Origin of the sequence: Gallibacterium genomosp. 3, from assembly GCF_001678475.1 — a bacterium.
GTDB classification, from domain to species: Bacteria; Pseudomonadota; Gammaproteobacteria; order Enterobacterales; family Pasteurellaceae; genus Gallibacterium; species Gallibacterium faecale.
Genome location: NZ_JTJR01000048.1, coordinates 1 through 19,107 on the forward strand (window position 1 = coordinate 1; position 19,107 = coordinate 19,107).

Annotated in this window: 19 protein-coding genes and 1 pseudogene; 4 read left to right on the forward strand and 16 right to left on the reverse strand. The window is 36.1% G+C overall.

From position 1 onward, the window contains the following. Positions 1-148: 148 nt before the first annotated feature. Positions 149-1,861: a long-chain-fatty-acid--CoA ligase FadD gene (gene fadD, locus QV06_RS10645; protein ID WP_065238121.1), complete on the reverse strand. Its 1,713-nt coding sequence runs from the start codon at positions 1,859-1,861 to the stop codon at positions 149-151. 135 nt (positions 1,862-1,996) lie between these two features. Continuing rightward, the gene (gene greA, locus QV06_RS10650; RefSeq protein ID WP_065234101.1) at positions 1,997-2,473 is read right to left on the reverse strand and encodes a transcription elongation factor GreA; all 477 of its coding nucleotides are present in this window, start codon (positions 2,471-2,473) and stop codon (positions 1,997-1,999) included. A gap of 167 nt (positions 2,474-2,640) precedes the next feature. On the opposite strand from greA, the gene dacB reads away from it, so the two are divergent. Then, positions 2,641-4,101, forward strand: a complete 1,461-nt coding sequence (gene dacB, locus QV06_RS10655; RefSeq protein WP_432416512.1) for a serine-type D-Ala-D-Ala carboxypeptidase — start codon at positions 2,641-2,643, stop codon at positions 4,099-4,101. A 49-nt stretch (positions 4,102-4,150) separates the two neighbouring features. On the opposite strand, the gene purF is transcribed toward dacB, so the two are convergent. The 4 genes from purF to mdh form a co-directional block, all read right to left on the reverse strand. Further along, positions 4,151-5,668 carry an amidophosphoribosyltransferase gene (gene purF, locus QV06_RS10660; RefSeq protein WP_065238123.1) on the reverse strand — a complete coding sequence of 506 codons (1,518 nt, stop codon included), beginning with the start codon at positions 5,666-5,668 and terminating at the stop codon, positions 4,151-4,153. A gap of 11 nt (positions 5,669-5,679) precedes the next feature. Then, positions 5,680-6,195, reverse strand: a complete 516-nt coding sequence (locus QV06_RS10665) for a CvpA family protein (RefSeq protein ID WP_065238124.1) — start codon at positions 6,193-6,195, stop codon at positions 5,680-5,682. 192 nt (positions 6,196-6,387) lie between these two features. Next, positions 6,388-7,404, reverse strand: a complete 1,017-nt coding sequence (locus QV06_RS10670) for a branched-chain amino acid aminotransferase (protein ID WP_065238125.1) — start codon at positions 7,402-7,404, stop codon at positions 6,388-6,390. A 166-nt stretch (positions 7,405-7,570) separates the two neighbouring features. Then, complete coding sequence (mdh, locus tag QV06_RS10675) at positions 7,571-8,503, reverse strand: malate dehydrogenase (protein ID WP_065238126.1); 933 nt, start codon at positions 8,501-8,503, stop codon at positions 7,571-7,573. A 230-nt stretch (positions 8,504-8,733) separates the two neighbouring features. Here mdh and argR point away from each other — a divergent pair, with 230 nt between their 5' ends. The 3 genes from argR to ycaO all read left to right on the forward strand — a co-directional run bounded on the left by argR (position 8,734) and on the right by ycaO (position 12,040). Then, entirely contained in the window at positions 8,734-9,198 is a 465-nt protein-coding gene (argR, locus tag QV06_RS10680) for a transcriptional regulator ArgR (RefSeq protein WP_065238127.1), read from the forward strand. Between the two features lie 19 nt (positions 9,199-9,217). Then, positions 9,218-10,108 carry a TIGR01777 family oxidoreductase gene (locus QV06_RS10685; protein ID WP_065238128.1) on the forward strand — a complete coding sequence of 297 codons (891 nt, stop codon included), beginning with the start codon at positions 9,218-9,220 and terminating at the stop codon, positions 10,106-10,108. Between the two features lie 186 nt (positions 10,109-10,294). Next, positions 10,295-12,040: a 30S ribosomal protein S12 methylthiotransferase accessory factor YcaO gene (gene ycaO / locus QV06_RS10690; protein ID WP_065238129.1), complete on the forward strand. Its 1,746-nt coding sequence runs from the start codon at positions 10,295-10,297 to the stop codon at positions 12,038-12,040. A gap of 478 nt (positions 12,041-12,518) precedes the next feature. Here the strand turns inward: ycaO and QV06_RS11615 are convergent, their stop codons facing one another. The 10 genes and pseudogenes from QV06_RS11615 to QV06_RS11800 all read right to left on the reverse strand — a co-directional run. Further along, positions 12,519-13,349 carry a KilA-N domain-containing protein gene (locus QV06_RS11615; RefSeq protein WP_082985095.1) on the reverse strand — a complete coding sequence of 277 codons (831 nt, stop codon included), beginning with the start codon at positions 13,347-13,349 and terminating at the stop codon, positions 12,519-12,521. Between the two features lie 393 nt (positions 13,350-13,742). Then, complete coding sequence (locus tag QV06_RS10700; protein WP_065238130.1) at positions 13,743-13,964, reverse strand: KilA-N domain-containing protein; 222 nt, start codon at positions 13,962-13,964, stop codon at positions 13,743-13,745. A 738-nt stretch (positions 13,965-14,702) separates the two neighbouring features. Continuing rightward, positions 14,703-14,864, reverse strand: a complete 162-nt coding sequence (locus QV06_RS11795) for a hypothetical protein (protein WP_167348610.1) — start codon at positions 14,862-14,864, stop codon at positions 14,703-14,705. Between the two features lie 208 nt (positions 14,865-15,072). Then, positions 15,073-15,810 (reverse strand): hypothetical protein, encoded by a 738-nt coding sequence (locus QV06_RS10705; protein WP_065238131.1) that lies wholly within the window; start codon positions 15,808-15,810, stop codon positions 15,073-15,075. A gap of 9 nt (positions 15,811-15,819) precedes the next feature. After that, entirely contained in the window at positions 15,820-16,344 is a 525-nt protein-coding gene (locus QV06_RS10710) for a hypothetical protein (protein ID WP_065238132.1), read from the reverse strand. Positions 16,345-16,353: 9 nt separating this feature from the next. Continuing rightward, positions 16,354-17,469 (reverse strand): hypothetical protein, encoded by a 1,116-nt coding sequence (locus tag QV06_RS10715; protein WP_065238133.1) that lies wholly within the window; start codon positions 17,467-17,469, stop codon positions 16,354-16,356. Further along, a complete protein-coding gene (locus tag QV06_RS10720; protein ID WP_065238134.1) occupies positions 17,469-17,852 on the reverse strand; it encodes a hypothetical protein in 384 nt (127 codons plus the stop codon). The genes QV06_RS10715 and QV06_RS10720 overlap by 1 nt, the downstream gene beginning before the upstream one ends. A 9-nt stretch (positions 17,853-17,861) precedes the next feature. Beyond that, complete coding sequence (locus QV06_RS10725; protein WP_065238135.1) at positions 17,862-18,620, reverse strand: hypothetical protein; 759 nt, start codon at positions 18,618-18,620, stop codon at positions 17,862-17,864. Between the two features lie 3 nt (positions 18,621-18,623). Beyond that, positions 18,624-18,866 (reverse strand): DNA helicase UvrD, encoded by a 243-nt coding sequence (locus tag QV06_RS12045; protein ID WP_065238136.1) that lies wholly within the window; start codon positions 18,864-18,866, stop codon positions 18,624-18,626. Continuing rightward, a pseudogene (locus QV06_RS11800) lies at positions 18,856-19,107 on the reverse strand (hypothetical protein); the annotation flags it as partial. The gene QV06_RS12045 and the pseudogene QV06_RS11800, both read right to left, overlap by 11 nt.

Sequence of the window (19,107 nt, forward strand, 5' to 3'; positions counted from 1 at the left end):
GCCTGAAAATCTTATTTCCATTCGGGCAAGTGTGAGAGGGAACCCATTAAATGATTTAGCAAATTTCTAACTAAGATTAACTTTGTCAATATTAAAAGGCATGAAATTCATGCCTTGTTATTATTGGAAAATAATATGGATAATTTAATTATTCATCTTCATTTGCTGTTGTATTCGCCATATTCGCTCGTTTGGCTAATTCTTCTTCACGAACGACTCGGCGTAAGATTTTACCTACATTACTTTTTGGTAACTCTTCACGGAACTCGATCTCTTTTGGAATTTTGTAACCCGTCAAATAATTACGACAATGTTTACGCAATTCATCTCGAGTCAAACTTTCCTCTTTTTTCACAACAACGGCTTTAATGATTTCACCTGACACTGGATGTGGAATACCGATAACAGCTGCTTCTTTCACTTTTTTATTCAGCATAATCACATCTTCAACTTCATTTGGATAAACATTAAAGCCAGAGACGATAATCATATCTTTTTTACGATCAACAATGCGTAGCTGATAATCATCGTCCATTTCGACAATATCACCAGTTGCCATCCAACCGTCTTTTAAAACTGCTGCAGTTTCTTCTGGTTTATTCCAATACCCTTGCATCACTTGTGCGCCTTTCACCCATAATTCGCCCGGTTGATTAAGCCCCACTTCATTACCGTTATCATCCATAATTTTAATATCGGTATCTGGGACTGGCACACCAATTTTTCCTGCATGACCAGAAAAGTTAGATGGGTTACAAGCAATTAACGGCGAACATTCAGTCATCCCATATCCTTCTAAAATATGGCATCCTGTCATTTCATACCAACGCTGGGCAACCGCCTTTTGTACTGACACCCCACCACCAACAGTCAATTTTAACTGTGAGAAATCAACCTCTTTTAACTCTTCTTGGTGTAATAATGAATTAAATAAGGTATTGACCCCAGTAATCGCGATTGGGCGATAGCGTTTTAACTCTTTAATTAAATTAGGTAAATCACGCGGATTAGTAATCAGTACACCAGTTAAACCAAAATTAATGAATAACAAGGCATTAACGGTTAAAGAGAACACGTGATACATTGGCAGAATAATAGTCGCATAGCGATTTTTGCCCGCTTTAACAAAAGGCTCTGCTAACCATTTAGCTTGGGCAATGTTATAGATCATATTACCATGTGTTAGCATTGCCCCTTTTGCTACCCCAGTTGTTCCCCCAGTATATTGCAAGAAAGCCAGATCTTTCTTACCAATTTCAGGGCGAATATATTGACGGTATTTTCCGATTCGTAACACCTCACGAAATGTTACTGCGTGCGGTAATTTATATTTTGGTACTAATTTTTTAATGTATTTAACAATAAAATTAACTAAGGTTCTTTTACCAAATGAAAGCTGATCGCCCATTCTGGTTAAAATCACGTGTTTAACGTCTGTATTAAACACTACTTTTTCTAAAGTAGAAGCAAAATTAGACACCACAACAATCGCTGTTGCACCACTATCTTTTAGTTGGTGTTCTAACTCTCGAGGTGTATAAAGTGGATTAACATTCACTACGACTAACCCTGCACGTAACACACCAAATAACGCAATCGGATATTGCAATAAATTTGGCATCATTAACGCTACTCGCTCACCTCGTTCTAATTTCAATTCATTTTGTAAATATGCCGCAAATGCTCGGCTACGCTCTTCTAATTTACGGTAAGTTAATACTTGCCCCATATTCACATAAGCAGGGCGATCCGGATGTTCTCTTACCGCTTTTTCTAACATTTCGACTAAAGACGACAATGCCAAAGTATCTGGATCCATGCGTGATTCCGCTGGATAATTTTTAACCCACAATCTTTCCATTTTTATCTTATCTTTCTTCTTCGTTAAAATTCGGTCGCTATGTTATCACAAAATTACGCTTTTTTTGTATAACTCGCTAATTTGATAGGAATTTCAAGGACAAAAAAGGTTGCTTACTCAGCAACCTTTCTAGAATTAACGATATTCAACGTTAATAATGTCAAATTCAACATTACCACCGGGAGTGGTAATATTCACATTATCATCAACTTCTTTACCGATTAAACCTCTCGCAATCGGTGAATTAACTGAAATCAGGCCTTGCTTAATATCCGCTTCATCATCGCCAACAATTTGATATGTCACCTCTTCATCGGTTTCAACATTGACCAATACCACAGTTGCACCAAAAATAACTCGGCCGTTATTGGTCATTTTAGTTACATCAATGACTTGAGCATTAGCTAATTTACCCTCAATTTCTTGAATTCTTCCTTCGCAAAAACCTTGTTGTTCACGTGCCGCATGGTATTCTGCATTTTCTTTTAAATCACCATGTTCACGTGCTTCAGCAATGGCTTTAATAATTTCTGGACGACGCACATTTTTTAAAAAATCAAGCTCTTCACGCAACAGCGTCGCTCCTCGTACTGTCATTGGAATTTGTTGCATTATTCTGTCCTTTTTCCCTACTGTCAGTCAAAACAAAGCCACACAAGATGCTAATTTACACCTTGTGTGACGAAAATAATAAATAGTGATTTACGAAATCAACGTGAGCTATTATTATTTACCGCATTGCAAAAAATATCAATATCAAAAAAATTTCGTTGTTTATGATGTTTTCAAACTCAATTCGCTCACGTTTTTTTAAATATACAGCTTTTCTTTTACCTCTGATTGCTTGTAGTTCATTTTCTCAATCTAGTTTTGCTACTGTTGATGTGACACCAATTATTCAGCAATTACCTAAGGGAGCAAGTGCTACCATTGCAGCTAAAAATTTAGTGACAGGGCAATCTGCTGCCAATTATCAAGGCGATGTTTTTATGTTGCCTGCTAGTACACAAAAAGTATTTACAGCTCTTGCAGCAAAACTATTTCTTACTGATCAATTTAAATTCCAAACCAGTTTATTAACTGATGGGAAAATTGAAGGAAATCGCCTTAAAGGTAATCTTATTATTAAATTTAGCGGTGATCCTGATTTACACAGTGGGCAACTTTATAATTTATTAGCCACGCTCAAAAAACGAGGTGTTACTCAAATTGATGGCAGTTTAATTCTGGATACATCTATTTTTTCTTCCCATGACCGTGGTCTTGGTTGGATTTGGAACGATTTGACAATGTGTTTTAATGCTCCGCCAGCCGCAGTCAATATTGATGGTAACTGTTTTTCAGTGAATGTGAATGCCAATGGTCCTGTGGGAAGTCTAGTTCGTGTTGATGTGCCATCACAATATCCAATTCAAATGTTTAGCCAAGTTTATATTGTTAGCGACAACGAAGCGGGCTATTGCCAATTTGATGTTGTTAGTAACGACAATAATCGTTATCAGCTTAAAGGTTGTATTCGCCGTCAGCCTAAAAATTTTGGTTTAAGTTTCGCTGTACAAGACACCGATAGCTATGCCACAGCGATTATTCAACGAATGTTAAAAAATCTAGGCATCTCTTATAACGGTCAAGTACAAATTCCATTCCAACCGCAGCAAGGCACTGTATTAGCAGTTCAAGAATCTAAACCATTACCAGAGTTATTGAAAAAGATGATGAAGCATTCTGATAATCAGATTGCTGATGCCTTGTTTAGAACCATTGCTTATTACTATTATAAGCGCCCCGCCACATTCCAATTAGGCGGTATGGCGGTTAGAAGCATTTTAGAAAAAAATACCAATATTCGTTTTGGTAACAGTATTATTGCTGATGGTTCTGGATTATCACGCCAAAACTTAATCAGTGCGAATACAATGTTGCAAGCACTTGAATACATTGCTAAAAACGATAATACGTTGAATCTATTACAAACGTTTCCTATTGCAGGGGTAGATGGCACAATTAGTGGACGTGGTTCATTAATTAGTTCTCCACTTGTAAAAAACGTAATTGCGAAAACAGGATCGTTAAAAGGGGTTTATAACCTCGCTGGGTTCTTAACGAATGCACGTGGTGAACGGATCGCATTTGTACAGTTTGTCAATGGCTACTCAACTGGTGATTTAGAAGATAAAACTCAACGAGCACCTTTAGTTCGCTTTGAGTCTCAATTATATCGGTCGTTATATAGTGATTAGTAAAAGAAATGCCGCAGTTAGCGGCATTCTTTATCAATCAATTATAAAATCAACCTTCACTATAAATCTCTAAATTCGTTGCTTCATTCTCTTGGCGTTTCTTGCTACCGTCATTACGCATTGCAGCAATTTTATCTAAATACTCTTGCGTAATATCACCTGTAATATATTCACCTGTAAACACGGAAGCATCAAAATCCTCAATAGCTGGATTTTCTTGACGTACAGCTTCTTCTAATGCAGAAAGATCTTGGAAAATTAGCTTATCAACGCCAATTAACTGTGCAATTTCTTCAGCAGTGCGCCCATATGCAATCAGCTCTTGTGACGTTGGCATATCAATACCATACACATTTGGATAGCGAATTTCTGGTGCAGCCGAAGCAAAATAAATTTTCTTCGCACCAGCAGCACGTGCCATTTCTACGATTTGTTCTGAGGTTGTTCCTCTTACAATAGAATCATCAACTAATAGCACATTTTTGCCTTTAAACTCTGATGAAATGGTATTTAATTTACGTCTAACCGAATTACGGCGTTGTGTTTGACCAGGCATAATAAAGGTACGACCTACATAGCGATTTTTCACAAAACCTTGGCGATAAGGTTTATTCAAAACATTTGCTATGCGTAAGGCAATATCATTTGAGGTTTCTGGTACAGGGATAATCACATCAATATCATCAAGAATATCACTCCATTCACGTGCGATTTTCTCACCAAGATATTCCCCCATATGTACCCTTGCAGCATAAACAGATACTCCATCAATATAAGAATCTGGACGAGCAAAATAGACAAACTCAAAAATACAAGGTGATAATTTTGCATTATCAGAACATTGCTTAGAATATAATTGACCATCAAAAGTAATATAAATTGCTTCACCCGGATTTACATCACGTACAAATTCAAAACCAACCGCATCTAAAGCAACGGTCTCTGAAGCAAACATATATTCTGTTTTGCCTTGATCTTCTCGTTTACCTAATACTAATGGACGAATCCCAAATGGATCGCGGAAAGCAATCATTCCATGCCCAATTAACATCGCAACACACGCATATCCACCACGGATATCTTTGTGAGTACGTTGAATCGCATAGAAAATATCATCTTCATCAAGATCATGTTTATTAATTTGTTCTAAATGATAAGCCAAAATATTAAGCAATAATTCAGAATCAGAATTAGTATTCACGTGACGGCGGGCAAATTGGAATAGCTTTTGTTTTAACTCATCTGAATTGGTTAAATTTCCATTATGGACTAACGTTAATCCATAAGGGTAGTTTACATAGAAAGGCTGTGCCTCTGAAACGCTAGAACTACCCGCAGTTGGATAACGCACATGACCTAATCCAGCATAACCTTGCAACCGTAACATATGCTTTTGCTGAATTACATCACTGACTAATCCATTTGCTTTTCTTAAGCGAAAACGATCTTCCTGATCAACTGTTACAATCCCAGCAGCATCCTGTCCCCGATGTTGTAATACGATTAACGCATCATAAATTGATTGATTAACGCTTGAATGTCCAAGAATTCCCACAATGCCGCACATTATATTTTCCTCTATGATGAAGTAGTTAAATCAGAATAATTAATTAGACTAGAATTGATAAAACTAGAATGCAGTTGTAGCTGATGGAAGAACCAATCAACTACGAAACCAAAGTGTGGAATTAATTTTGATTCTTTCCACCAATCACTTTGGCTGAAATTAGTAAAGGTGTCTAGGAAGAATAATAAGGCAGCGATAATCAATACTCCGCGTAACAATCCAAAACACGCACCTAATACCCGATCTGTGCCTGATAATCCTGTTTTCTCAACTAGTTGAGAAATGATGTAGTTAATTAAACTACACACAATTAAGGTTGCAATAAATAAGATAACGATCGCAGTCCCATTACGCAGATATTCTGATTCTATTTGTTGGAAAAATGCTGCAAGGTAAGGGTAAAAATGACTTGAGACAAAAAAAGCAATTAACCAGCTAGCTAACGACAAGACTTCTCGGACAAAACCACGAAATAAACTAATAATGACAGAAAAAGAAATAATACCAATAATAATATAATCAATCATTGTCAAATCTCTGTGACACAAAACGGCGTATATTCTACAAAAAAAGATAACGTTTGCGTAGTGCTAATTATGGGAATTCTTCAATTTAAGGCCAACACAAATTTGGCAATCAAGGCACCACCGACTATTAACGAAAAAAACAGCCATAAAAATTTTTCTATGGCTGTCTTTGATTACGATAAACTAAATACATTATTCAACTTTAACAATCCACCCTTCTGGGGCTTCTACATCACCAAATTGAATACCTGTTAATTCATCATATAATGCTTTAGTGATTGGCCCTACTTCGGTTTCTGAATAGAAGACATGGAAGTCATCACCATTTTGGATACCCCCAATTGGGCTAATTACTGCGGCAGTTCCACAAGCACCAGTTTCAGTAAAACGATCTAAATCATTAATATAAACATCACCCTCGATCACTTTTAAGCCTAAACGTTTCTCTGCCAAATAAAGTAACGAATATTTGGTAATACTCGGCAAAATAGATGGAGAATAAGGTGTCACAAATTCATTATCTTTAGTAATTCCAAAGAAGTTTGCAGAACCAACTTCTTCAATTTTAGTATGTGTTGCTGGGTCAAGGTAAATACAATCACTGAAATTACGTTCATGTGCTTGATGCCCCGGTAACAAACTTGCTGCATAGTTACCACCAACTTTAGCTGCACCTGTCCCTTGCGGTGCAGCACGATCATATTCAGATACAATAAAGTTAGTTGGTTTTAAGCCACCTTTAAAATATGCCCCTACTGGACAACAAAATACAATAAATAGATACTCTTTTGCTGGGTGAACACCAATATTTTCTCCAACTCCGATTAATAATGGGCGAAGATAAAGTGTCGCACCTGTACCATAAGGCGCTACCCATTCTTCATTTGCTTTCACAACTTGCTTACAAGCATCAACAAACATTTCTACTGGCACGTGCGGCATTAATAAACGATCACAACTGCGTTGCATACGTTTTGCATTTTGATCTGGGCGGAATAAATTAATTGATCCATCTTTACAACGATATGCTTTTAAGCCTTCAAAGCATTGTTGACCATAATGTAATGCTGGTGATCCTTCGTGTAAGACAAGTTGATTATCTTGGGTCAACTTCCCTTCTGACCATTTACCATCTTTCCAATGTGCAACATAGCGGTAGTCTGTTTTGATATAACTAAATCCTAAATTTTTCCAATCAATATCTTTCATATTTAAGCCTTCTTAACGTGTTGTGTTATCTATAACTGTCAACTAATCTACACCATAATTACGGCATTGCAACCATTTCATTGGTGAGACTGGCTTTTTTCTAGGCAAAAAATAAAAGTGCGGTTTAATTGCCGCACTTTTATCTCGATTAAGCTAGATTATAAACTTATTTCACAAAGTTTTCGCCTAATTCAATATCTGCTTTTAATGTTGGTAACATTGCTTCAATTGCAGCTTGTTCAAATGCACTTAATGGACCAAGAGGTAATAACTCTTCAACCCCTTCTTTACCTAAACGAACTGGTTGTGCAAAGAAACGAGCATATTTACCATCACCTTCAACATAAGTACATTCAACAACTTTTTCGCCATTTAATGCACGAATTAATGAAAGTGCAAAACGTGCTGCCGCTTGTGCCATTGATAATGTTGCTGAACCACCGCCCGCTTTGGCATTAACTACTTCGGTACCTGCGTTTTGAATACGTTTTGTTAATGGTTCAATTTCTTCATCTTTCCAAGAAACATAATGAACTTGTGATAATAATGGAAGAATCGTTACACCTGAGTGACCACCAATCACTGGCACTTGAACTTTGCTCACATCAACATTTTTCAATTCAGCCACAAAGGTTTCTGAACGGAGAGTATCAAGTGTGGTTACACCAAAGAGTTTACGTTTGTCATAAACACCGGCTTTTTTCAATACTTCTGCTGCAATTGCTACTGTTGTATTCACTGGGTTAGTGATAATCCCTACACAAGCTTTTGGACAAGTTGCCGCAACTTTTTCAATTAAGTTTTTCACAATACCTGCATTGATATTGAAAAGATCTGAACGGTCCATACCTGGTTTACGTGCTACCCCTGCAGAAATTAAAACAACATCTGCACCTTCAAGTGCTGGAGTTGGATCTTCACCGGCAAAGCCTTTCACATTCACTGCAGTTGGGATATGGCTTACATCAACTGCTACACCTGGTGTTACTGGCGCAATATCATATAATGCTAAATCAGAACCTTCTGGTAATTGAATTTTTAACAATAGTGATAATGCTTGACCAATTCCACCTGCCGCACCTAAAACAGCAACTTTCATTTTATACTCCTTATTAGTTATATAGAAAATAATATAGAAATTCTATGCCTCCTCTACGGCTTTTTCAAATAAATAAATTCAATATTGAGAACTACTCCACATTTTCTATTAAAAGTCATTTGCCTATCAAAAAAGAGGCTCGCTTATTCCTATTTATGCAGTTATAATTCAGATTTAATCCATTTTCTGCATTTTTATGCAAAATTTATGCAATTCTTATTTTAATTTGTATGGAAAATAAACAAGAAAAATTACTTTCAGTATTTAAATCTTTATTAACAGAAGAAAAATTTAGCTCGCAAGGCGAAATTGTGAACGCACTCACCGATATGGGGTTTACCAATATCAACCAATCGAAGGTATCTAGAATGTTAGCTAAATTTGGCGCCGTACGAGCAAGAAACACTAAAATGGAGATGGTCTATTGTTTGCCAAATGAATTAAGTGTGCCAACGACATCAAGCCCATTAAAAAATTTAGTATTAGATATTGATCACAATAATTATCTAATCGTGATTAAAACGAGTCCAGGAGCTGCACAATTAATTGCTCGTTTATTAGACTCAGTCAGTAAAGCAGAAGGGATTTTAGGGACTATTGCTGGTGATGATACAATTTTTGTATCACCAACTAGTGATATTCAAATTGAACAACTTATAGAGAATATTCAAGCTTTATTCAACGATTCTCTATAATTTTCAGAGGAGAATGGGTATGAAGCTCTTAATTACTGGTGGTACAGGATTCATTGGTAAAACACTATTAAAACAGCTTGATAGTGAGGGACATCAACTGACTTTACTTTCTCGTTCTCCTAAAAAATATAGCGCACAAATTCCAGCAAATACTCAATTACTTTCATCACTAGATGGCTTTACTAATTTAGATGATTTTGATGTTGTGATTAATCTTGCTGGTGAGCCTATCTTCAATCACAGCTGGACAGCTCCCCAAAAGCAAAAATTAATTGATAGTCGCATTAAAATTACACAAAAATTGGTAACCTTAATCAATAATGGTCAACAACCACCGCATACCTTTATTTCTGGATCGGCTATTGGTTATTATGGCGATCATCCGCAACTAATGATGACTGAAAAAATGCCTGCGGCTAATGACTTTTTAGGGTCATTATGTCAACAATGGGAAACGACTGCTCTAGCCGCTAATACCCGCGTCTGTTTATTGCGTACTGGGTTAGTCTTAGAGAGTTATGGCGGTGTATTAGGTCGTTTGCTCCCATTATATAGCCATTGGTTAGGCGGACGGATTGGAGATGGCCAGCAATTTTGGTCGTGGATTAGTTTGCCTGATATGATTAATGCTATTCTCTTTTTAATTAAAAATAGTGAATGTCGTGGTGCTTTTAATATGGTGTCACCTAATCCAGTGACCAACCAAGAATTTAATGATACGTTAGCTCGCTTAATGAAGCGTAAAGCTATTCTTCACATACCCACATCACTAATTAAAATAGTCTTAGGTGAACGGGCTTGTTTATTACTGAATAGCCAAAAAATATATCCAGAAAAATTATTAAAAGCAGGTTTCCAATTTGATTGCCCAACCTTAGAGGCAACATTAACTAAAATCCTCAATAATTAGCTTATTAAGATTAATTATCAATGAAATAGCTTGCGGGAGAGATACTTCTCCCGTACTATGCTATGCCGAAAATTGAGCATATTGTGTGAACGATTCTATTATTTATTGCTCTTTCTTATTTTTTACCGTTCTCTCTGAATACAATATGTTCCAATAATAATAACAAACATAAATAAGGATAATTTTATGACAGAACAAACTTTTATTTTGGGCAAAGATGCCGCCCTAGAAGATTCTATTTCAACATTCCAACAAAAACTTAAAAATTTAGGCTTCAATATTGAAGAAGCCTCTTGGTTAAATCCAGTGCCAAATGTATGGTCAGTACATATTCGCGACAAAGATTGCCCACAATGTTTTTCTAACGGTAAAGGTGCAAGCAAAAAAGCAGCACTTGCTTCTGCATTAGGAGAATATTTTGAACGTCTTTCTACTAACTATTTTTTCTCTGACTATTATTTAGGAAAAGCGGTTGCAGAAGGTGAATTTGTTCACTACCCAAGTGAAAAATGGTTCCCTATTGAAGATCCTGATTTATTACCCGCAGGCATTTTAGACAACACACTATTAGACTACTTCGATCCGAATCAAGAGTTAACGCCAGATCTATTAGTTGATATTCAATCAGGTAACCTTGATCGCGGTATTGTGGCATTACCTTATGTTCGCCAATCTGATCAACAAACTATCTATATTCCACAGGCGATTATCAATAACCTATATGTGTCTAATGGTATGTCTGCAGGAAATACCATGTATGAAGCTCGAGTTCAAGGGTTATCGGAAGTTTTTGAGCGTTATGTCAAAAATAAAATTATTGCTGAAGCAATCAGCTTGCCACAAATCCCTAAAGACATTTTGGCAAAATACCCTTCAGTTCAAGAATCAATAGCAAAACTTGAAGAAGAAGGCTTCCCTATTTATGCATTTGATGCATCACTTGGTGGTCAATTCCCTGTGATCTGCGTTGTACTATTTAATCGTAACAATGGTACTTGTTTTGCTTCTTTTGGAGCTCACCCTAACTTTGCAGTGGCATTAGAAAGAACTGTTACTGAGTTACTGCAAGGTCGTAGCTTAAAAGATCTTGATGTCTTTTCACCACCTTCATTCAATAATGAAGATGTTGCTGAACACGCTAACTTAGAAACACATTTTATTGATTCTAGTGGCTTAATTTCTTGGGATCTCTTCAAACAACAAAGCGATTATGAGTTTGTGCATTGGGATTTCTCAGGCACAACAGCAGAAGAGTTTGCTAATCTTATGGCATTATTCCAACGTGAAGAAAAAGAAGTCTATATTATGGATTATCAACATCTTGGCGTTTATGCTTGCCGTATCATTGTCCCTGGAATGTCAGATATTTATCCTGCTGATGACCTGATCTATGCCAATAATAATATGGGAATGGATTGGCGAGAGATCTTACTGGATTTACCAAATTTCCATCATGATGCAGAAACTTATCAAGAATTACTTGAAGAACTCGATGATCAAGGTATTGATGATGCAACTCGTGTACGTGAATTTATTGGTATTGTGGCGCCAAAAAATACGAGCTGGCAAACCTTACGCATTGGTGAGTTAAAATCGATGCTGTACCTTGCTCTTGGTGATTTAGAAAATGCTTTAGAATGGGCAACTTGGACTTATCAAATGAATAGTTCTATTTTTAATCCAGAACAAGCAAATTACTATCGTACTTTAATCAGTAGTCTTGAATTATTCTTAGATGAAAATCGAGATCCTGAACAATATCGTGCAGTGTTTGAACGTATGTATGGTAAAAAAGCGGTTGAATTTGCTTGGAATGCCATTAATGGCGGTAACCCATTCTTCTTATTGCCAGCCAGTGATAAAACCTTAGCCAACTTCGCTGAACATCAAAAATTATTACAAGCATATCAAAAACTACAACGTGCAAAATAATCGTTTATCGCCACACCACTAAGGTGTGGCTTTTTATGGCTTGATTATATTCCTACTCAAAAAGCATTAATCATAAATCGAGCGAGAATTGCAGAGAGAATGCCGAAAAAAGCGAAATTTACTAAAACGAAAAAAGCCTTGACTCGCAAGGCTTGTAAGAATTTTAAAATAATCTGATTTCCCACTCTATTGTATCAATAAAAATTAAAACAAATTAAATCAATAATATAAATTAAAACACATTAACAAATACCGTCATTTATACCGTCAATAAAGATTAGTTGGTTTAAATCACGGTTATACTGGTAAAATCATATTAATTTTATTTGCCTGTTATTGGATTATATCCACCATACCAAGATGTCCTTTAAAAATTTTATTTGTTTCATTAACAACAAATAAGCCTGCTCAATAGCGGGCTTTCTGTGCTTAATTTAATAAATGATCTACCGCTTTAATAATCGTCAGCTTTTCACTGTTATTTTAATAAAGATAACCTATGTGATTGATAAAAAGCTTCTTCAAATTCACTTATCCAATGATGAAATTCGTTATGAATATCAAAATTATCAGCAGCTAAATCATTCCTAATGTAACGTTCATATCCCATTGCTTCGTGGATCACTCGAAAAGCATGTTCTGCTTTCTTAGCATTATTCACAACGAATCGGTGGAACTTAACTAGAGCATCAGCTACATCATATGGAATTTCAACCACATTCTTTCCTTTTGGCTCAATTAATTCACCTTCCAATACAATTCTGTGTACGTACTCAACTGCTTTCGGTAAATCTACTTTAGAAATTTCATCAATACTTTTTACATTCATATATTGATGAACAAGATTATAAGCATCAGAGTAGATTAAGCCTTTTTTGCTTACCAACATATTAACCGCATCTCGTAAGCCTGTGCGATCATCTACTGTTGTATTCGTATTATTTGTTAAAGATTGTGATTGATTTTTTCCAATTAAAATTTTCTCAATCTGTTCATCACACCAAATAGCAAATTCAACATTTAACCAACGGGCGAAGTCTATTGCTAATTTAGGATGTAACCAAGTTCCTTGAGTGAACTTCTTAGAGTTTCCTTTTTTCACAATAACTAAATCTTGTTGTGATACGGGATTTCCCTTTTCACTAAAATTTTTAGCTAAAGCAATTATATAGCTTTGTGTTCTATCTAAACGAAGATAATCATTAACTTGTTTATTAAGTGCTTTTGCAATATTAGTCGCATTTAAATAACCATTATTTAAGAATGAAACGGATATATCATTAAATGAGGTAGAAATAATATTAGACATAGTGTAATTTCCTTTCGAATTTGTGGGCGGATAGGGTGTTCGAAAACCGTTACACTAGCGGCGTATGGTATTGGATATTTCCATACCACCCTATCCATAGATTGAGTTTTATTTTTTGTATTGAAATTTGTTAGAAAAGAAAAAAGAGAAACACTAAATTTCAGATACAAAAAAATCACGTTAACGCAGTGAATGGCGAGTGTAAATTTAAATAGGAGTTTTCGAAGCTCCATAATGGTCAATATAACTCTAAATATTAACTTAGTCAATTAGCAAAATAAGCATCATCTTATTATTTTGAACACCAAATCTGGTGTTGATACTTCTTTTTAAATTTCAGCTATTAATTCTTGAGTTTGTTCATTTCTCATAAAACGAAAAGGTAAATGCTTATCACGTTCCACCATTTACACCACGAGTAGTTTTTAAAATGTCGGATTTTCCGACATTTAGTTTTTTGCTAAGTAAATCAATATATTGTTGAGTACTTTCAAGGCGTAACCATTCATTTGGTAGCTTATTAAAATGTTTTGCAATAGCGGTTGCATTAAGATAAGCGTCATCTTGGAAGAAAACTTGAGTGCCGTTATAATCGGCTGTGATGATGTTAGACATAAATGTCTCCTTGTTGTGTATTTTGAGATTAATTCCACTTTTGAGAGTGGTGTCGAGAGGCTCAAAAACCTCAACAAGTAGGCTGGAGTTATTCCCCGAAGGTGTTGTATTCCTCGCCCTCTCGACATTGAGCAAATATACCGTTTTTTATTCCAAAAATTGTGTAGAAAAGAAAAAAGGAAAAACACAAATTTTAGATACAAAAAAACCGCATAGGATTTCGGTTGCGGATTACCGCTTGTTGTTAAGGTTTTGAGACCTTGATTTAAATATTAATACTAATTGATTTTGTTGTAAATGATTTTAGATTGTTTTTAGCGTCAATAATAATTCTGAAATTGCTTTTAATAAGTTAGGGCTAATCCATGCCATTGAAAATATAAAAAATAAAATCAATACCACGTAAGCAAATTTTCTTGCTTTATCCGATTTGTCTATCATTTCTAGCATTTTACAAATCCCTTCTGCCACTACATCAAATAAGAATATGCAATCATTAGTGCGCTAACTCCCAAGCAAGTTGCTAAAATCAATGCAGCATTCGCTAATTTATTCCCAACTTTATCTGCGCCCTCTTTACTCATTTTTCCACCTACCACCAACGTAATGCTGAGATTAAAGGTGTAACCCCTAGTGCTAATATGGCAAGTGCAACCAAAATTATGGCGATGCCGATAGCAATTTTAATAAATGTGCTGGCATAGTTTTCCATTTCTAATCTCTCTTTTTTGATGTACTTTAATTAACTTTTCCTAATGCAAGAATAATTTCTGGTGTTTTCCATACGACAAAACAAAGTACAACAGTGATGAGAATAGCGATAAATCGCCACGCTGTCAGTTTTACCGACATAATGATTATCTCCTTGAATACATTAGAAATATCTTTTATACTGTCCATTGAGTGATTCCTTTTAAGTGTAAGTTATTAGGAATGAAAAACCCCGATTGTTGGTCGCAATCGGGGTTTATTTTTTTATTCCGATTACATAGCTTGATTATGCTATGTAAATTATCCCAATAACTGCTGCTCTACTTCAGCACTGCTTCCTTGTGATTTAGTATTTCACAATTAATAGGGATATTACTTTTAAAGTCCTTTAAAGGTTTTATTTTGCCACTGTAGAATTATAGTAGTTAGCCCAAGCATAACCTGAGGATGTCGGGTTGCTATTAAATGACTTACCAAATTTAACTCGTGCCTCTTCAGCTCGTTGAGCTGCTTTCTGTCTTGCTACTTCTTGAGTTTGTTGTCTTGCTGTATTTTCTTGTTCAGTTTTTATTTTTTCTTGCTCGATCCTTTTACTTTCATTATCTTCCCATTGCTTATAGCCAGCAGATTTTATTCCTGATTTAGTTTCCATCTCAGCTTTCATTCCTGCTGGTGCTCTGTTATACACATCTTGATAGGCTGCGCTATCTCGATAAATTTCAACTTCTTTTTCTGCTACTTTTAATTCGCTTTGAAGTTTTTTAAAAGTAGGATTATCTTCATCAACATCACCAAGATTGGCGATTGCTTTTTTCAGATTATCGACAACTTTTAATTTAGCATCCATACCATTAGTAACATCCTCATCCTTTTTATCTTGGGAATTATTGGTTAATTGATGCTGATATTTAATTTCAGCTATTTTATATTGAGCTTGTACTGCCATCTTTGATATCTCGTTTTGATATCTTTTGTCCTCTAAATCAAAGTCATGCTGTCTATTTAATGCGGCTTCTTTAGATCGCCAATCCATTTCTTTTTGTGCAGCTTCCTCTTTCCAACCATTCTCAACATTTTTAACAATGCCAGTTCCCAATCCTGCTGCCATTGCAGCTAAAATTCCACCATAACCCATAAATTACTCCTATTGCATCATTTGTTGATTGCTGGATTGTTGCTCTGTTCCCATTTGCTGTTGAGCAGCTTGTGTAACTTGTTGAAGCATTTGTACGTATTGATTCTCCTCTTCTTTAGAGATTAACCCTTGCGACATATCACCAAATTGTTCCATTGCTTTTAGCAAAACATCCATTAATACATCATCAAGCTGTTGTTCTGATACACCTAATTTGGCTAACAGCTGCATCGCTAAATCTTTGGCCACTTGCATTAGTACTTGAGGCGGAATTGTTTTCCCATTTTGTCTAGCAGCTTGTAAATTACTTACCATCGCAGTTGCAATTAAATCAGCACAACCATTAATAGGACCTTTCTGCTTAATGCGTTCTTCGGCAGTTTGTGCTATTGCATTGATTGAATTTTCCATCAACATTTGATACATCTGAGCCATACTACCTTGCTGTTCTTGCTGTGGCATAGCTTGTTCTGTTGCTTGTTGTGGTTGTTGGTTAGCTTGTGCTTGTTGTGTCATTGAATCTAAGATACCCATAATTTTTCCTTAAGTCGTTGTCTTGAATGAGATACTATCCCAAAGATGATTTAACGCTGGTAAAGTGGCATTAAATTGTTGCCATTTATCCACTGGTTGTGTGTTTTTGTTAAGTCGTGCAGTCATTTGATTAAGAATGCCATAATTTCCTTGATTTGAGCCGTCTAGGGATCGGCGTTTGGCATCGTCTAATAATGCTTGATGGCGTTTTTGTCGATCTTTTTCATATTCATCAAGTTTCCCCATTGCTGTAGCAACAGCTTTCTTTTTATCTTCATGACCAGTAAACTTAGAAAATAAGCCGCTAATGACACCAACTCCCATTGTAATTGGATCGGGAATAGTTGCTAACCCGCTACCTGCCTCAAAAAATTTTGTAAGAGTAGATTTTCCATCATTAATGGCTTTGTTAATTTCATTTACACCATCTGCAAATGCTGCTTTCTGTGCATCTGTCATATTTTTTGTTTTTGCATAATTAGACGCTAATTCCATCAAATTACCAAGATTGGTGGAAGCAACTCCTGCTCCCATAGATGAAGCTACACTACCAACTCCTTTACCTACTTTTCCTGCTACACCAGCAACTGTATCTGCCAGTACTTCTCCAACAGTATTTAATCCAAATGTTCTATCAAGATTGCTTGCCTTAAATTGCTTTCCTTGCTCTCTAAAATCTTGATAACTCTCCCAGCCCATTTTATTTGTAACTGGATTATCAATATAATCAACAAATCCTTTACCGATTGTTTTCTCTAAATACTTATCAGGATTGGTAGAAAGTAAACTATTATTTGGATCTTCTATTGGCTGACCGCTTAACGTAGTTTGTTTTGCTCCAGTTAAGCTTGTTACTGTTGTTCTCGTAACTGTTGCCGCTTGACTAATTGGCGATAATCCCTGACTACCCCATGCAGACTTATTTCTTGAAACATAATCATTTAGAGAATAGCTTCTAGAGCTTCCTTTATGGCTTACAGTAACTCTATCTCGACCATCACTTCCTCGACTTAATGAAACATAGTCACCATCATGATTTTTACCATGATTAGTTTCGCTATCCATTCTGTCATTTTTGCCAAAACTTCCGCCAAGCCTATCCGCTCCATAATTACCAGTATCCATTAGATACCTCCTTTTCTCTCATCAGCCCGTTTTTTCATTTCAGTTAAAATTCCACCACCTGCTAATGATGGACTTTCGCCAACCGTTAAGCTGTTATAAGTAGTATCTACTTCTGGCACAGCAGAATATTCAGATTTTAACTGTCGTTGTAACTCCATTTGTTCACGCAGTGCTTTCATCTGATCTTTCGCTTGTTCTTTTTGAGCGAAATAACCACCAACACCCATTAATGTGTTACCAAGTAAATTCACTGTGTTAGCATTGTCTTTGTTATTTACCCAATTCAATGCACTACCAATCCAGCCAGCTCCTTTACCATTAGCATCTCCAGTAGAAAACGCTCCCGTTACTGTGTTCCAAACATCTGAAAATGAAAATGCCATATACTCCTCCTATCCGATAGTAATTGATGGTACGCCTAAATTTGGAAAAGACGACCAACGTTGTTTAGTGGTTGGAATAGCTTGAAAGAAAGAACTCATAAACTGCAACTCCGAATCTCTACTCGCTTTTAACTGTGTAATCGCTTTTTGCTTATCCGCTTCTTTCATATTAGTATTTTGTAAAATACCTGCAATTTGAGCATCAAAGTTATTAGTAATCTGTTGTGCAAAATCGATCGATTTACCAATGGTGTTTGCTGCAACTTGCGCATTAAGCTGTTCCATTTCGTTTTGATGATTTAACCGACTTTGTAATTCAGCCATACGGCTTTGATTACTGTAATTTAAATCTGATTGCAGTCTAGTAAGATTGGTTTGTTGATTGCGATCTAACTCCGCTTGTTGCGCCGCAAATTGGTTTTGTGCTTGATTTAATCGACTTTGATTGCTGTAATTTAAATCAGCTTGCAACTGTGTCATCCCTCGTTGATGTTCTCGTTCCAGCCCTGCTTGTTGTGAAGCAAATTGGTTTTGTGTATCAATTTGTGCGATTGGCGTTGCTACATCAATCATTGCTCTTTGCGCTGCTTCTGCTCCTACTGTTGAGTTTTGTAGTCCTCGTGCAGCAGCATAACGTTGTCCTTTTTGTGCGGCACTTTGCATTAGCAACGAATTACTATCTAAGTTATTAGCAACATTTGTCGCCATAGATGGTGTATGTTCATTTTTCTTTTGAACCGCTTCTGTCATTGATTGTAAAATTGCCATTTATCACTCCCTAAAATCACTCGGATATTGTCGTCTTAGCACTTCGCTTTGATAAGCTTCTTTGCAGTGATTTTTATCGCAAAATAGCGTATTAATTAGCGCATAAAAAAAGACCCACCGTTTTTTCGGTGAGTCTTTTAGTTTTGCATTGCGATAACATCGACTACTTATCGTTTCGTCTGCATAGCCGCCAACTAACGTATTAGCAAGTTGGTCTAGTGCTATTAATATCTGTTTAATCTGCATATCTACGCTCCCAACCTGTTGTATAGTCATACTCAAGCGGTTTATCTGATTTCATCATTTCCACTTTATGTCGTTCAGCATTGACGTGGTCTGCATTTTCAGCTCGTACCATTTCAGCAAATATTTCAGTAAGCAATGCAGGCGTCATTTCGACAAAGTCATTTTCAAATGTTTTCCATTCGATTGAGCCGATTTTATTAATGACTTGAGATAAACCAAGATACTTGGTTTTCTCTTCTTC

Bases quoted from the DNA above. Each gene is read 5' to 3' on its own strand.
- fadD (WP_065238121.1), bottom strand. From the start codon at position 1,861: ATGGAAAGATTGTGGGTTAAAAATTATCCAGCGGAATCACGCATGGAT.
- greA (WP_065234101.1), bottom strand. From the start codon at position 2,473: ATGCAACAAATTCCAATGACAGTACGAGGAGCGACGCTGTTGCGTGAA.
- dacB (WP_432416512.1), top strand. From the start codon at position 2,641: ATGTTTTCAAACTCAATTCGCTCACGTTTTTTTAAATATACAGCTTTT.
- purF (WP_065238123.1), bottom strand. From the start codon at position 5,668: ATGTGCGGCATTGTGGGAATTCTTGGACATTCAAGCGTTAATCAATCA.
- QV06_RS10665 (WP_065238124.1), bottom strand. From the start codon at position 6,195: ATGATTGATTATATTATTATTGGTATTATTTCTTTTTCTGTCATTATT.
- QV06_RS10670 (WP_065238125.1), bottom strand. From the start codon at position 7,404: ATGAAAGATATTGATTGGAAAAATTTAGGATTTAGTTATATCAAAACA.
- mdh (WP_065238126.1), bottom strand. From the start codon at position 8,503: ATGAAAGTTGCTGTTTTAGGTGCGGCAGGTGGAATTGGTCAAGCATTA.
- argR (WP_065238127.1), top strand. From the start codon at position 8,734: ATGGAAAATAAACAAGAAAAATTACTTTCAGTATTTAAATCTTTATTA.
- QV06_RS10685 (WP_065238128.1), top strand. From the start codon at position 9,218: ATGAAGCTCTTAATTACTGGTGGTACAGGATTCATTGGTAAAACACTA.
- ycaO (WP_065238129.1), top strand. From the start codon at position 10,295: ATGACAGAACAAACTTTTATTTTGGGCAAAGATGCCGCCCTAGAAGAT.
- QV06_RS11615 (WP_082985095.1), bottom strand. From the start codon at position 13,349: ATGTCTAATATTATTTCTACCTCATTTAATGATATATCCGTTTCATTC.
- QV06_RS10700 (WP_065238130.1), bottom strand. From the start codon at position 13,964: ATGTCTAACATCATCACAGCCGATTATAACGGCACTCAAGTTTTCTTC.
- QV06_RS11795 (WP_167348610.1), bottom strand. From the start codon at position 14,864: ATGGACAGTATAAAAGATATTTCTAATGTATTCAAGGAGATAATCATT.
- QV06_RS10705 (WP_065238131.1), bottom strand. From the start codon at position 15,810: ATGGGTTATGGTGGAATTTTAGCTGCAATGGCAGCAGGATTGGGAACT.
- QV06_RS10710 (WP_065238132.1), bottom strand. From the start codon at position 16,344: ATGGGTATCTTAGATTCAATGACACAACAAGCACAAGCTAACCAACAA.
- QV06_RS10715 (WP_065238133.1), bottom strand. From the start codon at position 17,469: ATGGATACTGGTAATTATGGAGCGGATAGGCTTGGCGGAAGTTTTGGC.
- QV06_RS10720 (WP_065238134.1), bottom strand. From the start codon at position 17,852: ATGGCATTTTCATTTTCAGATGTTTGGAACACAGTAACGGGAGCGTTT.
- QV06_RS10725 (WP_065238135.1), bottom strand. From the start codon at position 18,620: ATGGCAATTTTACAATCAATGACAGAAGCGGTTCAAAAGAAAAATGAA.
- QV06_RS12045 (WP_065238136.1), bottom strand. From the start codon at position 18,866: ATGCAGATTAAACAGATATTAATAGCACTAGACCAACTTGCTAATACG.